The sequence below is a fragment of the Vibrio kasasachensis genome, assembly GCF_050337565.1.
Lineage (GTDB): Bacteria > Pseudomonadota > Gammaproteobacteria > Enterobacterales > Vibrionaceae > Vibrio > Vibrio kasasachensis.
Map to the genome: position 1 here is coordinate 105,142 of NZ_JAKJTB010000015.1, position 19,467 is coordinate 124,608.

Annotated in this window: 16 protein-coding genes; 6 read left to right on the plus strand and 10 right to left on the minus strand. The window is 44.3% G+C overall.

Features of this window, described 5'->3' with window-relative positions; genetic code table 11:
* Window positions 1–82 precede the first annotated feature (82 nt).
* Window positions 83–793 (plus strand): two-component system response regulator TorR, encoded by a 711-nt coding sequence (gene torR / locus L4C38_RS13240; protein WP_428798030.1) that lies wholly within the window; start codon window positions 83–85, stop codon window positions 791–793.
* Between the two features lie 68 nt (window positions 794–861).
* Here torR and elyC read toward each other — a convergent pair whose 3' ends face one another.
* Window positions 862–1,665: an envelope biogenesis factor ElyC gene (gene elyC / locus L4C38_RS13245; RefSeq protein WP_428798031.1), complete on the minus strand. Its 804-nt coding sequence runs from the start codon at window positions 1,663–1,665 to the stop codon at window positions 862–864.
* 114 nt (window positions 1,666–1,779) lie between these two features.
* On the opposite strand from elyC, the gene cmoM reads away from it, so the two are divergent.
* The 4 genes from cmoM to mukB are packed head-to-tail and all read left to right on the plus strand — an operon-like array spanning window position 1,780 to window position 9,065.
* The gene (gene cmoM, locus L4C38_RS13250) at window positions 1,780–2,565 is read left to right on the plus strand and encodes a tRNA uridine 5-oxyacetic acid(34) methyltransferase CmoM (protein WP_428798094.1); all 786 of its coding nucleotides are present in this window, start codon (window positions 1,780–1,782) and stop codon (window positions 2,563–2,565) included.
* Window positions 2,566–2,573: 8 nt separating this feature from the next.
* The gene (gene mukF / locus L4C38_RS13255) at window positions 2,574–3,911 is read left to right on the plus strand and encodes a chromosome partition protein MukF (RefSeq protein ID WP_428798032.1); all 1,338 of its coding nucleotides are present in this window, start codon (window positions 2,574–2,576) and stop codon (window positions 3,909–3,911) included.
* A complete protein-coding gene (mukE, locus tag L4C38_RS13260; protein WP_428798033.1) occupies window positions 3,892–4,611 on the plus strand; it encodes a chromosome partition protein MukE in 720 nt (239 codons plus the stop codon). The genes mukF and mukE overlap by 20 nt, the downstream gene beginning before the upstream one ends.
* Window positions 4,608–9,065 (plus strand): chromosome partition protein MukB, encoded by a 4,458-nt coding sequence (gene mukB, locus L4C38_RS13265; protein ID WP_428798034.1) that lies wholly within the window; start codon window positions 4,608–4,610, stop codon window positions 9,063–9,065. The genes mukE and mukB overlap by 4 nt, the downstream gene beginning before the upstream one ends.
* 86 nt (window positions 9,066–9,151) lie before the next feature.
* On the opposite strand, the gene L4C38_RS13270 is transcribed toward mukB, so the two are convergent.
* From L4C38_RS13270 to L4C38_RS13310, 9 genes are all read right to left on the minus strand, one after another.
* On the minus strand, window positions 9,152–10,081 hold the full coding sequence (locus L4C38_RS13270) for a prolyl oligopeptidase family serine peptidase (protein ID WP_428798035.1): 930 nt from the start codon (window positions 10,079–10,081) through the stop codon (window positions 9,152–9,154).
* Window positions 10,082–10,132: 51 nt separating this feature from the next.
* Window positions 10,133–10,351: a helix-turn-helix domain-containing protein gene (locus L4C38_RS13275; RefSeq protein ID WP_428798036.1), complete on the minus strand. Its 219-nt coding sequence runs from the start codon at window positions 10,349–10,351 to the stop codon at window positions 10,133–10,135.
* 11 nt (window positions 10,352–10,362) lie between these two features.
* Entirely contained in the window at window positions 10,363–10,896 is a 534-nt protein-coding gene (locus L4C38_RS13280) for a DUF2975 domain-containing protein (protein WP_428798037.1), read from the minus strand.
* Between the two features lie 169 nt (window positions 10,897–11,065).
* Window positions 11,066–12,028, minus strand: coding sequence for an alpha-L-glutamate ligase-like protein (locus L4C38_RS13285; protein ID WP_428798095.1), 963 nt, complete (start codon window positions 12,026–12,028; stop codon window positions 11,066–11,068).
* 18 nt (window positions 12,029–12,046) lie between these two features.
* Complete coding sequence (locus tag L4C38_RS13290; RefSeq protein ID WP_428798038.1) at window positions 12,047–13,552, minus strand: inactive transglutaminase family protein; 1,506 nt, start codon at window positions 13,550–13,552, stop codon at window positions 12,047–12,049.
* Between the two features lie 17 nt (window positions 13,553–13,569).
* Window positions 13,570–14,307, minus strand: a complete 738-nt coding sequence (locus L4C38_RS13295) for a putative ATP-dependent zinc protease (RefSeq protein ID WP_428798039.1) — start codon at window positions 14,305–14,307, stop codon at window positions 13,570–13,572.
* Between the two features lie 290 nt (window positions 14,308–14,597).
* Window positions 14,598–15,569, minus strand: coding sequence for a tRNA 5-methoxyuridine(34)/uridine 5-oxyacetic acid(34) synthase CmoB (gene cmoB, locus L4C38_RS13300; protein WP_428798040.1), 972 nt, complete (start codon window positions 15,567–15,569; stop codon window positions 14,598–14,600).
* Between the two features lie 81 nt (window positions 15,570–15,650).
* The gene (cmoA, locus tag L4C38_RS13305) at window positions 15,651–16,388 is read right to left on the minus strand and encodes a carboxy-S-adenosyl-L-methionine synthase CmoA (RefSeq protein WP_428798041.1); all 738 of its coding nucleotides are present in this window, start codon (window positions 16,386–16,388) and stop codon (window positions 15,651–15,653) included.
* Between the two features lie 92 nt (window positions 16,389–16,480).
* Window positions 16,481–17,344, minus strand: a complete 864-nt coding sequence (locus L4C38_RS13310; RefSeq protein WP_428798042.1) for a DUF72 domain-containing protein — start codon at window positions 17,342–17,344, stop codon at window positions 16,481–16,483.
* 280 nt (window positions 17,345–17,624) lie between these two features.
* On the opposite strand from L4C38_RS13310, the gene aspS reads away from it, so the two are divergent.
* Complete coding sequence (gene aspS / locus L4C38_RS13315; protein ID WP_428798043.1) at window positions 17,625–19,403, plus strand: aspartate--tRNA ligase; 1,779 nt, start codon at window positions 17,625–17,627, stop codon at window positions 19,401–19,403.
* The last annotated feature ends 64 nt before the right edge of the window (window positions 19,404–19,467 follow it).

Consider the following 19,467-nt stretch of genomic DNA (forward strand, 5'->3'; position numbering starts at 1 on the left):
AATATAACAAAGACTAGAAATGTTACGACTTATGAATAGAATACAGTTGAAATTAATTCCTAATGTAAATTAAGTGGTTTAGATGAGCTATCACGTATTAGTTGTAGAAGATGATGCGGTCACTCGCAGTAAGCTAGTTGGCTACTTTCAAAATGAAGGTTACACCGTCAGCGAAGCCGAAAGCGGAGAGCAAGTGCGCAGCATGCTACAAAATCATTCGATCGACTTGGTTATGTTAGACATCAATCTTCCTGGTGAAGATGGTTTGATGTTAACACGAGAACTACGAAGTCAATCGGACATTGGAATTATCCTGGTAACAGGACGCACGGATAGCATTGATAAAATTGTTGGTCTAGAAATGGGCGCAGACGATTATGTGACAAAACCGTTCGAACTTCGCGAACTACTAGTGCGCGTGAAAAACTTGCTGTGGCGTATTTCTGCAGCCCGCAACGCAGGCACTATCGCTGACCAAAAAAATGACACCAATGTTGTCCGTTTTGGTGAGTGGATGTTTGACATTCAACGTCGAGCACTGAGTCGTAATAACGAGCCAGTTAAATTAACCAAAGCAGAATATGAGTTGTTGGTAGCACTATCTTCGTACCCGAATCAAGTTCTTAGTCGCGAACGTATTTTGAACATGATTAGCCATCGAGTAGATGCGCCAAATGACCGTACTATTGATGTTTTGATTCGTCGCATGCGTGCTAAAATGGAGTTTGATCCGAAGAACCCGCAAATTTTTGTGACGGTTCACGGTGAAGGGTATATGTTTGCTGGTGACTAATACATCACTCTGTATTAATAAAAAAACCGAAGCTTAAGCTTCGGTTTTTTTATGTCTCTAATCGAGGACTACACTTTACTTTGTGAAGCTTCGATACTCTTCTCTTCGTAATCTGAAGCCCAGTTGCGTAAGCTTTGCCAAATTCGTCCAAGCGTCTCATGCCAGTAGCGCTCAGTTTGTTCCAGATAAATCGCTTTTGGCGTGTATTTACTCCAGAACTGATTGATTTGGTCCTGTGCTAGATAGTTAGTTGGAGCCGGGTAAGGCTCTAATCCTGCCGAGTGAAACTCGTTCAGAGCACGTTTCATATGGCTAGCTGAAGTCACCAATACGACTTCTTTACGTTTTACGAACGCGGCCGCTTGGCGCGCTTCTTCCCATGTGTCTTTGGCGGTTTCCAATAAGATGATGTCCGATTTTGATACGCCAAGTGCTAACGCTACTTTTGCCATCATACGCGCATTGCTTACATCAGTACCGCCGGCATAGCCGGATAAAATGAGCTTTGAACCTGGGTAGATACGCATAATACGAATTCCCTCAGACAAGCGCATCAATGCGGTGCGACTTAACTCCGAAGTCGGTGGGATCTGATCATCCACCACATGCCCACTGCCTAATACCATAACGTAGTCGATGGATTTATCGACGGGCAAAAAAGCGGTGTATTGGCGTTCTAGTGGCATTAATAGACGGGAGGAAAGTGGTTGGAAAGAGATAAGGAAGATGCCAATAAAGGAAAAGAGCACCACAAAACAGCCGGTCTTCTGTTTCCTAGTAAACATAATTAACATTAAGCCCAAAAAGCCTATGATCAGCAGCGCTGGTAAAGGCATGAGCAAAGAAGAGAAGACTTTTTTCAGCTCAAACATACTTAAATAGTCCGAAAAAACACCAGTTGATTATAAATTAAGAGAATCCCTCTTTATATCTGCCTTTCTTGTGACAGAATAGCAGCACGATTAGACATGATAACTCAAGCCGCCGTGACTGAAGACCGTAATTTCGACGATATTGCCCACAAATTTGCAAAAAACATTTATGGTTCTGACAAAGGTGAGATTCGCCAAGTAATTGTTTGGCAAGATCTTGAACAAGCTCTCGCCATGCTACAGAGTGACCAACGTTGCCTAGAAGTACTTGATGCTGGCGGTGGTCTTGCACAAGTGTCGCAAAAAATAGCCAAGCTCGGACATCAAGTTGCGTTATGTGACCTATCTTCTGAAATGCTGCAGTTGGCAAAACAGGATATTGAAACTAATGGTCTGCTTGACAACTATCGCTTGATTCACTCTCCCGTGCAGGAGATTGCCAATCATATGGAAACTGCTGTGGATTTGGTTATGTTCCATGCAGTGATGGAGTGGTTAGTTGATCCTAAGGCGGCATTGGAAACAGTGTTAGATCAAGTAAAACCGGGTGGTATTGCCTCGGTGATGTTTTATAACCAGCATGGGTTAGTTTATAAAAATGTCGTATGTGGCAACCTTCCTCATGTGTTGAAGGGCATGCCTCACCGCAAACGTTTTAAGCTACAACCGCAAAAAGGTTTAGTCCCCGAAGACGTGTATAAGTGGATTGAAAACGCAGGCTATGAGATCTGCGGTAAATCTGGCATTCGCTGTTTCAGTGATTACATTGGTAATCAATTGTATATGGGCGACTATCAGTTTGAAGATGTATTGGCACTTGAAGAAAAATTTTGTCGTCAAGAGCCTTACCTCTCATTAGGTCGATACATTCATGTATGGGCAAAAAAGAAAGATAAATAGGAATAACAATGAGTGAGATGACTCTCAACGTTGCTGAGCAACCTATCGACGAATTGGTTGGTTGGGTAAAGCAGCACGATTTCTCATTGAATCTAACCAGCGAAAGACTAGCTTTTCTTATCGCAATTGCGGTATTAAGCAATGAAAGATTTGATGAAGAATTGGGTGAAGGTGAGCTCCATGATGCGTTTACCATCGTCACTCGATTATTTGAAGATACCGGCGAAGCGTCGGCATTTCGTGCCAACAACGCGATAAACGAGATGGTGAAACAGCGTCTAATTAGCCGCTTTGCCAGTGAAGTGACAGATGGTGCAAGTATTTACCGTTTGTCACCTTTAGCGATTGGCATTACAGATTATTACGTCCGTCACCGTGAATTTTCTAAGCTTAAACTATCGATTCAACTATCGATGGTCGCAGATGAGATGGCGAAAGCTATTGAAGCGGCGCAAAAGGGTGGCACACCAGGACACTGGAAAAAGAATGTATATGGGGTACTAAAATACTCAGTTGGTGAGATCTTCGATCAGATCGATCTCAACCAGCGCGTAATGGATGAACAGCAACAGACGGTAAAAACCCAAATTGCAGAACTGTTAAACAAAGATTGGCGTGAAGCAATTAATAACTGTGAAGCACTTCTTTCAGAAACATCCACGACGTTGCGCGAGCTGCAAGATACTTTGCAAGCGGCAGGTGACGAGCTGCAAACCCAAATTCTTGATATTCAAGAGTTGGTGTACGGTGATGATGAACTTGAGTTCATTGAAGAAACTTTGTTTGGGCTCCAGATGAAGCTAGACCGAATCACTCGTTGGGGTCAACAAGCGATTGACCTTTGGATTGGTTATGACAGGCATGTGCACAAGTTCATCCGTACCGCGATCGATATGGATAAGAACCGTGCCTTTAGCACGCGTCTGCGTCAATCAATGAAAGACTACTTCGATATGCCTTGGCATCTCACGTACGCTGATGCAGAGCGTTTGAATGACCTGCGTGATGAAGCACTTGTGCTGCGTGATGATGAGGTAACGGGTCATGTCCCAACAGAAGTGGTGTATGAAGAATTTCAACAAGTCAATGATGAGCTGTCAGAGCGCATTGGAGAAATGCTTAAGGTTCATAAGCAACAAGGTACTCCAATCGATCTCGGTATGGTGTTGCGTGATTATCTAATGCAGCATCCACGGACTCATCATTTTGATTTAGCCCGAATCGTAGTCGATCAAGCAGTGAAATTAGGTTATTCCGAATTGGATTACCACGCAGTGCAGCCAGACTGGCAAGCGATTAATGAATTTGGTGCAAAGGTACAAGCAAATGTCATCGACAGATACTAACGAATATATGTCAGAAAATCTGGCAAAAGCAATCTCTAACCCTTTGTTTCCAGCGCTAGATAGTATGTTGCGAGCAGGGCGTCATGTCTCCAGTGAAGACTTGGATAACCACGCATTACTGGCGGATTTTGAAACAGAACTGGCGTTATTTTACCAGCGTTACAACACAGAATTAGTCAAAGCACCGGAAGGTTTTTTCTATCTTCGTCCACGTTCGACGTCTTTAATTGGTCGTAGCGTGTTGTCTGAATTGGACATGTTAGTAGGTAAAGTGCTGTGTTTTCTTTACCTAAGCCCAGAACGCTTAGCGCATGAAGGTATTTTTACCAATCAAGAGCTTTATGAAGAACTCATCCAGTTAACAGATGAAACCAAGCTAATGAAATTGGTGACCAATCGTGCTATCGGCTCAGATCTTGATAAAGAAAAATTGTTTGAGAAAGTACGTACCTCACTGCGTCGTTTGCGTCGTCTTGGGATGATCATCAATATTGGTGAAACGGGTAAATTCCGCATTAGCGAAGCGGTATTCCGCTTTGGTGCTGACGTGCGCGTCGGTGATGATGTCCGTGAAGCGCAATTGCGCTTGATCCGTGATGGTGAAGCCGTAGTGCACACTAAAGAGCCGAGCCAAGGCAGCTTACTAAATGACGATGAACAGCAAGAACAAGAGCACGACGAAATTGAGGGCGAAGCATGATTGAACGTGGTAAATACCAATCGCTGACCATGATTAACTGGAACGGCTTCTTTGCTCGTACTTTTGATATTGATGGTCTAGTCACAACGCTTTCTGGTGGTAACGGTGCAGGTAAATCGACCACGATGGCGGCATTTATTACCGCCCTTATTCCAGACCAAACCTTATTGCATTTCCGCAATACGACTGAGGCGGGTAGTAGCCAATCGTCTCGTGATAAAGGTCTCTACGGTAAATTGCAGCCAGGTGCCTGTTACGCAGCGTTAGATGTGGTGAATTCACGTAATCAACGCCTGTTATTTGCTGTGAAGCTTCAGCAAGTCGCGGGGCGTGATAAGAAAGTGGATATTAAACCTTTCGTCATTCAAGGTTTACCAAGTGATGTCAAACCAACAGATGTGTTGATTGAGAGCGTATCAGAGTCACAAGCGCGTGTTCGTCAAATCAATGAAGTAAAAGAGAGCGTTGCTCAGTACGAAGGCGTGCAATTTAAAGCATTTCCTTCAATCGTGGATTACCACGCGCAAATGTTTGAATTTGGCGTGATCCCTAAGAAGCTACGTAACTCATCAGATCGCTCTAAATTTTACCGCTTGATCGAAGCATCGCTATACGGTGGTATCTCAAGTGCGATTACTCGTTCACTACGTGATTACTTATTGCCGCAAAATGGTGGCGTTAAAAAAGCGTTCCAAGACATGGAATCAGCGCTGCGTGAAAACCGCATGACGCTGGAAGCTATCAAAACCACGCAAACCGATCGCGATTTATTCAAGCATTTGATTACCGAGTCGACCAACTATGTAGCTGCCGATTATATGCGTCACGCTAATGATCGCCGTAACAAGCTTGAGCAAACAATGAAACTGCGTGGTGAGTTGTTCGGGTCTCGTCAAAGTTTGATAGAGCAGAACTCACTGCTTAATCGTGTTCACGAAGAGCTCGAAATACTCGTTGAGAGTGAGATTGCTCTTGAGCAAGATCATCAATCGGCATCGGACCATTTACAATTGGTGCAAAATGCCCTTCGCCAGCAAGAAAAAATTGAACGCTATCAAGAAGATCTAGAGCAGCTTAGTGAACGCTTAGAAGAACAGTTGATGGTCGTAGAAGAAGCGCAAGAGCGTGTTTTGATGGCTGAGGAACAATCGACAGTTGCAGAAGACGAAGTTGATAGCCTCAAAACCCAACTGGCTGACTACCAACAAGCATTAGATATGCAGCAAACACGTGCTCTGCAATACCAGCAAGCAGTGCAAGCGCTAGATAAAGCGAAACAGCTACTCGAGACAGATTCATTAACAGCTGAATCAGCGCAAGTGTTGGTTGCTGAGTTGAAAACTCGCGAAGCAGACAACACCACAACTTTGCTAGCACTCAAACACAAGTTGGACATGTCCTCAGCCGCTGCGCAGCAATTTGAAACGGCGCTTAATCTGGTGACTAGCATTGTCGGTCCAGTTGATCGCAATCAAGCGGCTGAACAAGCAAAAATTGCAATGGTTCAAGCTCGTGAAGCTAAGCAGCTTAATGAGAGCGAATCTCAGTGGCGAGCACAATATCGTGATTTAGAGCGTAGTTTAGCCGAGCAACGCCAAGCTCGCGAACTGACGCAAGAGTATCAAAAGCAACATAGCGTAGAGTTAAACGACGAGATCAGCTTTGAACAAGAGCGTGAACGCCACAGTGCACAAATTGAGTCACTTGAATTTGCTCAAGAAGAATTGCGTGAACAACGCAGTGAACAACGTCGCTTAGAACAAGATGCAGTTGCCGAGATTAGTAAGCTTGAATCGATTGCCCCGACTTGGATTGCAGCCAATGATTCATTAGAAAACTTAAAAGAGCAAAGCGGTGCTGATTTGTCTGACAGCCAAGCGGTGATGTCACAAATGCAGCAAGTGTTGGAGCAAGAGAAACAGCAATCTATCAGCAAAGATAAGCTGGCAGAGCGCCGTAGTTTTCTTGACAGCGAAATTGAACGATTGGCATCACCTGGTGGTTCAAATGACCCACGCTTGAAAGGTCTGGCTGATACGCTAGGAGGCGTATTGCTGTCAGAGATTTATGACGATGTGACGATCGAGGATGCGCCTTACTTCAGTGCGATGTATGGTCCTGCTCGCCACGCGATTGTGGTATCTGATCTCGCTGGCATCGAAGCAAAATTGATCGAACTAGATGACTGTCCTGAAGATTTGTACATCATTGAAGGTGATATTGATGCGTTTGATGATAGCTCTTTTAATGCAGAAGAGCTTGAAGGCGCGGTATGTGTTCGCCTTAACGATCGCCAAATGCGTTATTCTCGTCTGCCAGAGATCCCACTGTTTGGTCGCGCGGCACGCGAACAACGTTTAGAGCTATTGCGTGATGAGCGTGAAGAAGTGGTTGAGCAGCACGCCAAAGCGGCGTTTGATTCGCAAAAGCTTCAACGTTTGTACCAAGCATTTAATAGCTTTGTTGCTAAGCATATTCAAGTTGCATTTGAGTCAGATCCAGAACAAGCGCTATACAAGGTGCGTGATAAGCGTAACCAATTGGTGCGTGTGTTGGCTGACCTAGAGGGCAAAGAGCAGCAACAGCGTACGCAGCTGATCACGAGTAAACAGGCAATAACCTTGCTTGATAAGCTTGCACCCACTATGCGCTTTATCGAGGATGAAACACTAGAAGCTCGTTTTGTAGAAATTGAAGGCAAATTGACGCAGGTTTCTCAAGCGAAAGTTTTCTTGTCGCAACATGGAAAATCTGTTGATGCACTCGAAAAAATCGCCGGGGCATTAGAGACTGACCCTGAGCAATTCGAAGCATTGTCCGCAGAATACCAAGCGGCAGACCAACAGCTACAGAGATTAAAAACGCAGATTTTTGCGTTATCCGATTTGGTGGAACGTCGCCACTATTTCGCGTATTCAGATTCAGTTGATCTATTGAATAAGAGTAGTGAGTTAAGCGAGCAGTTAAAAACCAAATTGGTTGAAGCTGAACGACTGCGCACACGTAACCGTGATGAGCTTAAACAGTCGCAAGTTCAAATGAACCAATACAATCAAGTGTTGGCATCATTGAAGAGTTCGCATCAAGCGAAATTAGAGACGGTTCAAGAGTTCAAGCAAGAGCTTCAAGAGTTTGGTGTGAATGCAGATGAAGGTGCAGCAGAGCGTGCACAACGTCGTCGAGATGAACTTCAAGAGCGCTTGCATATTTCTCGCGGTCGTAAGAGTGGGTATGAACGCACTATTACCTCGACTGAGCTAGAAATGAAAGCTTTGGTTAAACGCGTGAAGAAGATTCAAAAAGAGTACACCGAACTGCGTACTTTCGTGGTTGCAGCGAAAGCGGGTTGGTGCTCTGTACTGCGTTTAGCGCGAGAAAATGACGTAGAGCGTCGCTTACACAAGCGCGAGCTTGCCTATATGTCTGCATCTGAATTACGTTCAATGTCAGATAAATCCCTCGGGGCACTTCGTTTAGCTGTTGCTGACAACGATGATTTGCGTGATTCACTGCGCTTGTCAGAAGATACCGCGCACCCAGAGCGTAAAGTGTTGTTCTATATCGCGGTGTATCAGCATCTACGAGATCGTATCCGCCAAGATATTATTCGCACTGATGATCCAGTAGAAGCGATCGAAGAGATGGAGGTTGAGCTGGCACGTCTAACGGAAGAGCTTACTCAGCGTGAGAACCGTCTTGCGATCAGTTCGGACTCAGTAGCGAGCATTATTAAGAAGACAATACAGCGTGAGCAAAACCGTATTCGTATGCTAAACCAAGGTTTATCCAATATTGGTTTTGGTCAGGTGAAAGGTGTACGCCTGAATGTGAAGATCCGTGAAAGCCATGAAGTGCTATTGAATGGATTAGCAGGGCAGCAAGGTCAGCACAAAGATTTATTTGAAAGTACGCGCTTCACCTTCTCTGAAGCGATGGCGAAATTATTCCAGCGCGTTAACCCGCATATCGATATGGGTCAACGCTCGCCACAAATTCTAGGTGAAGAGTTGCTGGATTACCGCAACTACCTAGAGCTAAGTGTTGAAGTGAACCGTGGTTCAGACGGTTGGCTGCAAGCGGAGTCTGGTGCGCTATCAACTGGTGAAGCGATTGGTACAGGTCAGTCAATTCTATTGATGGTAATTCAAAGCTGGGAAGAAGAGTCTCGTCGCCTACGTAGTAAAGATATTGTGCCATGTCGCCTCTTGTTCCTTGATGAAGCGGCGCGCCTTGATGGTAAGTCGATTTCAACGCTATTTGAGCTCTGTGATCGTTTGGATATGCAATTACTGATTGCCGCTCCTGAGAATATCAGTCCAGAGAAAGGCACAACGTACAAACTGGTACGTAAAGTGTTTAAAGATCACGAGCATGTGCATGTGGTGGGTTTACGTGGCTTTGCTCAGACTGAGAAAGCGAAGAGTGAAGTGCAGGCATTGGTTGAAGAGTTGTAATCTTTTCAAAATGTCATAAAAGATAAGCCAAGGGCGACCCACGAGGTCGCCCTTTTTACAGTTAAGAATCGGTTGTGAACATAAGATCAATCTTCGAGCAGTTTCTTGGCGCTTAGCCATTGGTTGATCAGTTTTAATATGTCGATTGTGTGGTTGACGCCTTGCTTGTCGATGAAGTAATGGTCTACGCTGGGGTATAGGCGGAAATCAATGTTAGACTTTGATTGTAGAACTTCATCGACGAGAACGGCTGCACTGTGTGGGTCGACATTAGTATCAAGCTCAGATTGTATAAGTAACACTGGTGCGTAAATTTGATGCAATATATTGAGTTGATCTGTCGAAAGTGATTGTTTCCACCATTTGAATCCATGACCACTAACCACGATGTCCATTTGATCACTTTGTTGGATCTGCTCAGCAAATTTTTTGAACCCTCCTAGCGCTTGAGTGCGAGCTTCTACTGGTACTTCAGCTTCAATACTGTGCAAAATATCATTGAGAAAGAATTGACCGCCTGCGTTTAATGCAACGACACCATCCACTAAATGACTTTGCGTTGCGAGCATATTGGCAACTAAAGCACCTTCACTTCCTCCTAATAGAATGATGGATTGATAATGCTTCTGTTCGGCAATAAATGTAATGACTTGTTTGTAGTCAGAGACACGTTGTTGTGGGGAATCGTGAGATAAGTAATGTGGTGGGCAATCATCTCGCTCAGGGTTTCGGTCCCATGATAATTCACTAGTGATGCCGTATTTTTCGACGGTAAGAATGTCTGTTTGTTGAAAGTATGAAGCGAATTTCTCGTTAATCGTGGTGTTTTGATCGACGCTATTGCAATCTGAGCCCTGTAATAAAACCAGTAAGTTAGGTTGCCCACGTTGTTCTAAGTAGTAATGAATGGTTGAGTCATCGTCTCTTTTCATTTCGAACGATTGTTTGGCGTGAATGCTATGGCTTGTTAGAACGATTAAAGCCAGCAGCCAGTGGATTCTATTGAGGTAAAGCACAGCTAACTCCTTTTCATGGCGAAAGGAGCAATAACCCCTTCCGCTTTTACTTTATTCATTTTCCGTTGCAGCGATGTATTCTAAGATGTCGCCGGGTTGGCAATCTAAGTGTTTACAAATACTTTCTAAAGTCGCCAATTTTACTGCTTTTGCCCGCCCGTTTTTTAATACTGATAAGTTTTGCTCTGTAATGCCGATTAATGCGGCTAGTTCATTAGATCGCATTTTACGTTTGGCGAGCATAACGTCTAAGTTAATGATGATAGGCATAGAAATTCACTTTAAATAGTCAGAGTTTGTTCGTCGTATAAACCTTTTGCTTCGCGCATTACTTTAGCGATGAGTCGGATTATTATGCCGATGATAAGCAGCGTGACATCGCTGTCCGTTAACCCAAAGCTGACGGTCGTTTCTTCAAGGTTATAGGTTAACGCTGGTCCCATTAATAATCCATCTGCAAAACCAGCAAATACGTACAAAATGATGTAGTTAGCGATTTTTTGGTAACAATTCACGTTATCCATGTTGAAAATTTTTCCATCTCGGTACAAGCGGAAAAGAGTGATCAATTGCCAAACGATCATACTGGCTACGACCACAGTGATATTGGAGACTAAAAAGCCAAGTAGAGCTGGACCAGTATCGAGTGGAAACTCAACGTAATAAGGAAATTCCGCCATGAAGAATTCGTTGCTTACATCAAAGGCTACACCAAACCACATAACAGCATTAAAAATAGGATTGATGATCAGCACCGCCCAAAGACAGATAAGTAAGCGTTGACTGATTTTTCGAATGCCAGATAGGTTATCCATTTATTATTCCCCGTATTGATTAGATGCGAGGATAATATGGATTTTAATAGTGAAAATCAATAATTAATTATCGTAAAGCGATAATTAATTAAAAATTCATATGCACTGTGCCATGGGTGTAGATACAAAAAAACGCCAATAAAGGCGTTTTTTATAGAGTTAGAATAGGTTAGAAATGGGTGGCAAATTGCCTAGCAGCATAGGCAACGCGTTCTTCCGGAGTCGGGTAGCGAGCGGGGAGCCCTAAGCTTTCAATATGGCGAAGACGAGGTAATAAACCCGCACCGTTGGCAATTTGAATCGCCAACCCTGGGCGAGCATTGAGCTCAAGTACCATAGGACCTTCTTCTCGATCTAGAACCATGTCCGTGCCCATATAGCCAAGCCCAGTCATTTCCCAAGCGCTAGAAGCAAGCACTAATAGCTTTTCCCAGTGGGGCACTTGTAAAGTCATTAAGTCTTTACCAGTATCGGGGTGATGGCTAATTGGACGATCAAACTGCACGGCTCGGATAGCCCGACCGGTAGCGACATCTAAACCGACACCTACAGCACCTTGGTGCAAATTAGCCTTACCGTCTGAAGCAGCAGTTGAGCAACGCATCATTGCCATAACAGGGTAGCCTTTAAATACGATAATCCGTACATCAGGTACGCCTTCGTAGCTAAAGCCATCAAAGCAGCTATCGAACTTAATCAGGTTTTCAACCACGGCTACATCATTTTTCCCACCTAGAGAAAAAAGACCCGCTAGCGCATTACTGATGTGTCGTTCGACGTCATCTTTGTTAATGGTTGATCCTGATGGCTTGGTATAAACACCATCTTGGTGAGACGTCACAACCAGAATGCCCTTTCCACCGCTTCCTTGCGCCGGTTTGATTACAAAGCCCGGCCAATCCTTTACCATCTTGTGAATTCTAGGAACATCAGCTTGGCTTCTGATCACACCAATCAGTTTTGGAACTGTTGCACCAGCAGCTTCAGCAATAATTTTGGTTTTCAGTTTATCGTCAACCAAAGGGTATTTTGAGCGATCATTATAGCGACTAATGTAGCTATGATTTCGCTGATTCATACCCATAATACCTTTGTGGCGCAGTTTAAACGGCGATGTGTAACGCTCTTTAATTCGTGAGAGGAACATAGTTTAATCCTCAACCAAGGGCTTAAAGCGACGAAGCTCAGTTAAACGGTAACCTGTATATGTACCAAGCAGTAGGATACAAGCGAGTACAATCATCTGTAGGCCGATGAAGTTGAAAGTAAGGTGCTGTACATATTGGTTGGTCATTGCAAGGTAAACCAATACAGCTGTCATTAATGAACCGCCACCTTGCAGAACCACTTCTTTCGGACCTTCTTCTTCCCAAAGAATTGACATACGTTCGATAGTCCATGACAAAATGATCATTGGGAAGAATGTAATCGACAAACCTTCAGTCAATCCAATCTTAAATGCGACCACCGTAAAGACGGATATGATCATAATAACGGTGATGATCACCGCTGATATCCTGGCCACCAGTAGTAGATTTAAACGAGATAGGTAACTTCGAATTACCAAGCCTGTACCCACGATAAGCAGGAAACCAACGATACCGGTGAGTAGTTGAGTTTGTACAAACGCTACCGCAATCAACACTGGCATAAAGGTCCCTGAGGTTTTAAGACCTATGATGACGCGCAAAAACACCACGATCAGTGCGCCAATTGGGATCAGCATTATCGTCTTAAACATCGCCTGCTCTTCGAGAGGCAAGCTATGGATAGAGAGATTTAACAGTGCGTCAGCTTCGACTTTGTCTTCGGTGGCTTGCTGAGGAGAAATCTCTTGAGCAATCATAGAGAAGTGAACTTGGCTATTTGTCCCGCCGACAAGATCGAGTAGAGAGATGTTTGACTCATCCCACACAAGGATGTTGGGTAAGATGGCTTGGTCGGCTGTATCTGGATTAAATAATTGCCACTGTTTCCCATCCCAAACTTGGTTCATTTGTTGGATAGTTTGGCGACGTCGACCATCTTCCAGCTCAATCACACCCGCGAGTTTGCTTGGAATTTTGCTATACGCGAGGATCTTATTAACCGCTTGAACACGAGACATGTTATTCAAGATAAGTGCAGCGTTTTGGCTGTCGTTATCATTTAACTGTTTGATCAACTCACGAGTAAAAGTGATGTCATCGGCAGAGCGTTTGTTGGCTCGTTCAATGAGCGCAATTACCGCGGCTTCTGTTGGGCCGTCAAAGGTAGGAGAAGTGATTTCTTCACTTGGTGCGACTGGCGCAACATTCGCTTGTGGATCAACTAGGAATTGCGCTTTGTAATAGATAGTTTCAGGACCGGATGCTTGACGAATCGACCACTCAGCACGACGACCTGCTTCGTTGCTAGCGTAGGCAACACCATAGCCCGGTGATGAAGAGGTTTCGCTGATTTTTGTAAAACCAGTTTGAGTGTCAGGCACAGCAAGTGATGCTTTTACTGGTTTGTTTTTGGCATCGAACTGAATTCTTGCCTCAATATCCCAAACTTGTCTTGTCTCACCTGGTGTCCATGGCACACCATAGCTCTGATGCCTAAAAATGCTTAATGTCGCGCCAATCCCAATCAGCAACGCAACGAAAATGTATAGAGGGACCTTGGAAGTCATAGAAAGCCTTATTAGTTTTATTGTGCTTCAGACTGAACGAACTTTTTGCTCACGTCTACGACGGCGATATCTTTAATAAATTCTCGACCCAGAAGTACAGGGTGGTTCATTTGAGAGCGGTCTGCCAAGGTAAATTGTGATTTTTCATGGATTTTGCCAACTTTTACCCAAAGTTCAATCACGGCGCGGCGCTCAACTTCGTCATTGGTTGATTGGCGGATTTTAACAAATTTTAAAACCGGGGCTTCAATCCAATTACTATCGTCCATTGGCGTTTTATCGTCAGATAAATGAAAGCGAACCCATTTTTTGCCATTGCGTTCAAAATGCTTAATATCGACGGCATTGAGTGAAGAGGTCGCGGCACCGGTATCAACACGGGCGTCAAAGGTTTGTTTGATTGAATCAATGGTCACACGCTCAATTGCGCCGAGAACCACGCCATGAGTTGGCGGGGCGGAAACAGGTCTAATCACAGGCGTGATGCTTTTGTGTTGATGGGCAGAGATTTTAGCTAGGGTCTCAGATTGCAATTCAAGAGTTTTGCCTTGCAGGTCGTCAACTTGTTGCTCCAAGTTCTGAATATATTCAGACTGCTGCTCCACTTGGCTGCCAAGAGTAGTGATCTGTGAGATCAAGTTCGTTTCAACCGCTTGGATTGCCGTTAAAGTCTGCTGGTGGTTCTCTTTGCCATTGATAAGAGTGCAGCCAGACAACAGAGCAAGAGCTACCACAGGTGTTAATCGGATGAACATTAAAATGCCTACGTCTATTTTTGTTTCATTTCAGTGGATGGTTTGGGCTAAACACCGACTGATAATGGTATGAGTTAATTAACGTTTTTAATTTTAGACTAAGGTATGCAAAACCTCATAGCAGAACTTTAAAAAGTTGCCTTGAGTGTAGAAGAAATAGCCTAAGCCTTTAACAAATAAGGATGCTTTTGCATCCTTATATTATGTCGCTTAGGTTACTGATATGGTATTTAAAATGAGTTAAATTCATGTCAATAATTGTGGGATAGCGCTGATTTTTGGCTTTAAATCTACGGCTTAGTCGCCACCAAGACGGCACGACGAGGAGCAGGGTAGCCTTCTACTGTTTTGCTCGCGTCGTTTGGATCTAAGTAATCTGGCAGTGAGTTATGTGTCATCCAGTCAGTTGTGCGTTGCTCATCCGTTGACGTTACGTTCTCGTCGACGATTTTCACATCAATAAAGCCGACTTGTTCTAGCCATGCCTTAAGGGCTCTGGCTGATGGGAAGAAGTAAACATTACGCATTTGCGCGTAACGATCAAATGGCACCAGTACCGATGTTTCGTCGCCTTCAATAACCAGTGTTTCTAGAATTAACTCGCCACCGGAAACTAACTGATCTTTTAGTTGAATCAAATGATCGAGTGGAGAGCGGCGGTGGTAAAGCACGCCCATACTGAAGACAGTATCAAAAGCCTCAAGTTTCGGCAGTTGCTCAATGCCTAATGGAAGCAGGTGCGCCCGTTGGTCGTCGCCCATCATTTTGCGAATGGCTTCAAACTGAATAAGGAATAGGTGAGAAGGGTCAATACCCACACATAAGCGTGCCCCTTCACCTAGCATGCGCCACATATGGTAACCGTTGCCACAGCCCACATCTAACACGTTGCGGTTTTGCAAAGGGGTAATATGTGGAAGTACGCGATCCCACTTCCAATCGCTGCGCCATTCTGTATCTATATGAATACCATGTACATGGTAAGGACCCTTGCGCCATGGGTGGAAAGTACGAAGAAGGCTTTCGAGTTTTTTTAACTCACCCGTATGCATCGTTTGATGGTTTTCGATGCTGACTGATTCTTTTATATCAATGCTGTCAGGCTGACCGGCTGGAATTTTGTTTAATGCCCTTAACCAGCGGTCAAAATCACCGTGCTCAGCATTTTGCCAATCAGTTAATTGCTGCGGCAACACATTCAACCAAGGCTGTAGACGAGTGTCTTGGGCGATTAATTGGTAAAAATTGGCGAAATTAAACATCGATGGGTGACCTAAATTCTAGTTTGATACTACCGCAGCCATATCAAACGGCGGCGGAAAAATTGAGCGTTAAAACGCGAGTTACTTAATAGCGAACATTGAGCCAAAGTTAAAGCATTGGAACCAAACATCGAAACTAGTAAATCCAATTTGAGCAAAGCGCTCTTTATGAGATTTCTTGGAATCGGGACGCATGACATTCTCAATTGCACTGCGTTTTTGGCTGATCTCGAGTTCGCTGTACCCATTGGCACGCTTAAAGTCGTGGTGCAGGTCGATAAGCAATCCGTTAGAAACGGCATCTTCGAATACGTACTTCTCTGATAAGATCAAAATCCCACCAGGGCGTAAACCAGCGTAAATTTTCTCTAGTAAGATGTAACGATCTGCAGGAGAAAGAAATTGTAATGTGAAGTTCAATACCACTACTGTCGCATCCACAATCTCAATATCACGAATATCAGCTTCGACCACTTCTACAGGCGTATCACTGCGGTATGCGTTTATGTGTAACTTGCAGCGTTCAACCATCGCGGAGGAGTTATCTACCGCAATGATTTTACAACCTTCTTGTTGTATATGGCGACGCATAGAAAGTGTTGCAGCACCCAAAGAACAACCCAAATCGTAAATGTTGCTGTGTGGTTTTACGAAGCGCTCAGCCAGCATGCCAATTGCAGAGATAATATTGCTATAGCCCGGTACAGAGCGCTGAATCATATCAGGGAATACTTCCGCAACACGCTCATCAAACGTGAAGTCACCGATTTTGTCGATTGGTGCCGAAAAAATGGTATCTGGATTGCTCTTGTGGTTCATACATGTATCTCTTGCTATTACAGGCAGCATGGAAAAGGGCGCGTATTTTATGCAAAATTTTTGTTTATGTCATGTATTGAGTCATGGTTAGCTCAAAACATAGCGATTTGAGATTGTCCATTGTTGCTAGGAAAGCTCGCCAATTCGGGTAATAAAACCTGTTCACTGAGCATTTGATACAATTTGACGGCCAATTTTGGCGCTAAATTATTGTCCGGAGTATGCACCATCAAGTAAGGTTGTTTGCCTTCAGCTATCCATTGAGGAAGTTTCTTAATCCACGGCTGAAAGAATTCTAAATTGGCTGGCAAATCCGGATGACCAATAAAACGAATCATTGGCTGATTCGCCGTAGCAATGGCGTGTACCGGTACTCGAGGTTTTTTCTGCTGGGCATCAATAATGACATCATTAATGGGTTCTGCAGCAAAAACGGGGCGGCTGTCCATTATTATTCGGTTAATCCCACTTTCCAACAACCAGTTATTGAATCGTTTTTCATCGTCATTTTTGGCGAAATAACCGAGGTGCCGCACTTCAACACCTAAAGGAAAGTTCGGTGGAAACATGGCACAAAATTTTTTCAGTGTGGGCAAGTCATGGGGGGTAAATGCTGCTGGTAATTGAATGGTCCATTGACCGATACGTTCATGCAGCGGCGCCATAATCTGCATAAAGTCTTTTAATTGACCTTGGCAGTGTTTGAGCATTTGCTGGTGAGTAATGGCTTTAGGGAGCTTAAAAGTGAATTTGAATGCGTCATGGCTGGCGGTATGCCAATTGCGAACGGTGTTCATATTGGGTGTCGCATAAAAGGTAGTGTTGCCTTCGACGGTATGGAAAACTTGAGTGTACTTTTCTAGCCGCTCAGCGGGCTTTGTGCCACTGCCATAAAAGCTTTGCTGCCATTGATTATGTGACCACATGGTGAGACCGAGGCGCAGTGGTAGTGACATGGTAACGATTCTCAAAAATTTCCGTTACCACAACTCTAAACGAGATTTTTGCTGAATTCACTAATAATGGGTATATAATCAGCACCAATTTTTACTATTGATGCTGTTTTGCCATCTTGCTGGTGTAAAAAGCACCAATAGACAGTAAATAGCAATAAATTGTACGTTGAATGGTCGATTTTATGTGGCTTTCCGCGTATAAATGGAACTTTGCTCTGCTGGCAGTTATTTGCGTTCAGCAGACGGTATTAACACTATTAGAGAGATTGGGAATTTCATTATGCGTACCCATTACTGTGGTCACCTGAACAAGTCCCTTGCAGGACAAACTGTAGAACTATGCGGCTGGGTTAACCGTCGTCGTGATTTAGGCGGTCTGATTTTTATCGATATGCGAGATCGTGAAGGCGTTGTTCAGGTAGTTGTAGATCCAGATATGGCTGATGCTTATAAAGTAGCAGAACAACTACGTAATGAATTCTGTATCAAATTAACGGGTGAAGTTCGCGTACGTCCAGAAAGCCAAGTTAACCCTGGTATGGCAACAGGTGAAGTTGAGATCCTTGCCACCGGTCTTGAAATCATTAACCGTTCTGAGGCGCTGCCATTAGATTTCAACCAAAAGAACTCTGAAGAGCAACGTCTAAAGTACCGTTACCTGGACTTACGTCGCCCAGAAATGAGCGATCGCATCAAGCTGCGTGCTAAAGCGTCAAGCTTTGTTCGTCGCTTCTTAGATGACAACGGCTTCCTTGATATTGAAACGCCAGTACTGACTAAAGCGACGCCTGAAGGTGCTCGTGATTACCTAGTGCCAAGTCGTGTACACAAAGGCAGCTTCTACGCGCTACCTCAATCACCACAGTTGTTTAAACAGTTGCTGATGATGTCTGGCTTCGATCGCTACTACCAAATCGTTAAGTGTTTCCGTGACGAAGATCTACGTGCTGACCGTCAACCAGAATTCACACAGATCGATATCGAAACTTCTTTCATGTCGGCTGAGCAAGTTCGTGAAAAAACCGAAGCGATGATCAGCCAAATGTGGAAAGAGCTGCTAAATGTTGATTTGGGCGAGTTCCCAATCATGTCATTTGAAGAAGCGTCGCGTCGTTTTGGTTCTGATAAACCAGATCTACGTAACCCACTTGAGCTAGTTGATGTTGCTGACATCCTTAAAGATGTTGATTTCAAAGTGTTCTCAGGTCCTGCAAACGATGAGAAAGGTCGCGTAGCCGTTATTCGTGTACCAGGTGGTGCTGCACTGTCTCGTAAGCAAATCGACGAGTACACCAACTTTGTCGGTATTTACGGTGCGAAAGGTCTGGCATGGATGAAAGTAAACGACCGTGCTGCTGGCTTTGAAGGCGTACAGTCTCCAGTTGCTAAATTCCTGAATGAAGAAGTGGTTGCACAACTACTTGAGCGTACTCAAGCAGAAACCGGTGACATCATCTTCTTTGGCGCAGATAGCAAGCGTGTAGTGACTGAAGCAATGGGCTCGTTGCGTCTGAAGCTGGGCACTGATCTTGAACTAACTGACAAGTCTGCATGGAAACCGCTATGGGTTATCGACTTCCCAATGTTTGAAGAAGACGATGAAGGTAATCTGCACGCGATGCACCACCCATTCACTTCTCCTCTAAACCTAACGGCAGAAGAGTTGAAAGCGAACCCATCGGCAGCAAACTCAAATGCATACGATATGGTTATCAACGGCTACGAAGTTGGTGGTGGTTCTGTACGTATTCATAATGCTGAGATGCAATCGGCAGTATTTGACCTATTAGGTATTGAAGCAGATGAGCAAAAAGCGAAGTTTGGCTTCCTACTAGACGCACTTAAGTTTGGTACACCACCACACGCAGGTCTTGCATTCGGTCTAGACCGTCTAGTTATGCTGCTATGTGGTACAGATAACATTCGTGACGTTATCGCGTTCCCTAAAACGACAGCGGCTTCATGTCTACTGACTGATGCACCAAGCATTGCAAACGCTGCAGCACTTGAAGAGCTTGCGATTGCCGTAACGGTAGCGAAAGAAAAAGCGGCTGAGTAATCGGCAAAGCTAATCAAAAAAAACCGCTGAATGTTCAGCGGTTTTTTTATGTCTGTTGGTTTGC

Excerpts from the sequence above, each read along its gene's own strand:
- mukE (WP_428798033.1), top strand. The coding sequence starts at position 3,892 with ATGTCATCGACAGATACTAACGAATATATGTCAGAAAATCTGGCAAAA.
- L4C38_RS13290 (WP_428798038.1), bottom strand. The coding sequence starts at position 13,552 with ATGACTTCCAAGGTCCCTCTATACATTTTCGTTGCGTTGCTGATTGGG.
- torR (WP_428798030.1), top strand. The coding sequence starts at position 83 with ATGAGCTATCACGTATTAGTTGTAGAAGATGATGCGGTCACTCGCAGT.
- L4C38_RS13310 (WP_428798042.1), bottom strand. The coding sequence starts at position 17,344 with ATGTCACTACCACTGCGCCTCGGTCTCACCATGTGGTCACATAATCAA.
- L4C38_RS13295 (WP_428798039.1), bottom strand. The coding sequence starts at position 14,307 with ATGTTCATCCGATTAACACCTGTGGTAGCTCTTGCTCTGTTGTCTGGC.
- cmoB (WP_428798040.1), bottom strand. The coding sequence starts at position 15,569 with ATGTTTAATTTCGCCAATTTTTACCAATTAATCGCCCAAGACACTCGT.
- mukF (WP_428798032.1), top strand. The coding sequence starts at position 2,574 with ATGAGTGAGATGACTCTCAACGTTGCTGAGCAACCTATCGACGAATTG.
- L4C38_RS13280 (WP_428798037.1), bottom strand. The coding sequence starts at position 10,896 with ATGGATAACCTATCTGGCATTCGAAAAATCAGTCAACGCTTACTTATC.
- mukB (WP_428798034.1), top strand. The coding sequence starts at position 4,608 with ATGATTGAACGTGGTAAATACCAATCGCTGACCATGATTAACTGGAAC.
- L4C38_RS13275 (WP_428798036.1), bottom strand. The coding sequence starts at position 10,351 with ATGCCTATCATCATTAACTTAGACGTTATGCTCGCCAAACGTAAAATG.
- elyC (WP_428798031.1), bottom strand. The coding sequence starts at position 1,665 with ATGTTTGAGCTGAAAAAAGTCTTCTCTTCTTTGCTCATGCCTTTACCA.
- cmoA (WP_428798041.1), bottom strand. The coding sequence starts at position 16,388 with ATGAACCACAAGAGCAATCCAGATACCATTTTTTCGGCACCAATCGAC.
- aspS (WP_428798043.1), top strand. The coding sequence starts at position 17,625 with ATGCGTACCCATTACTGTGGTCACCTGAACAAGTCCCTTGCAGGACAA.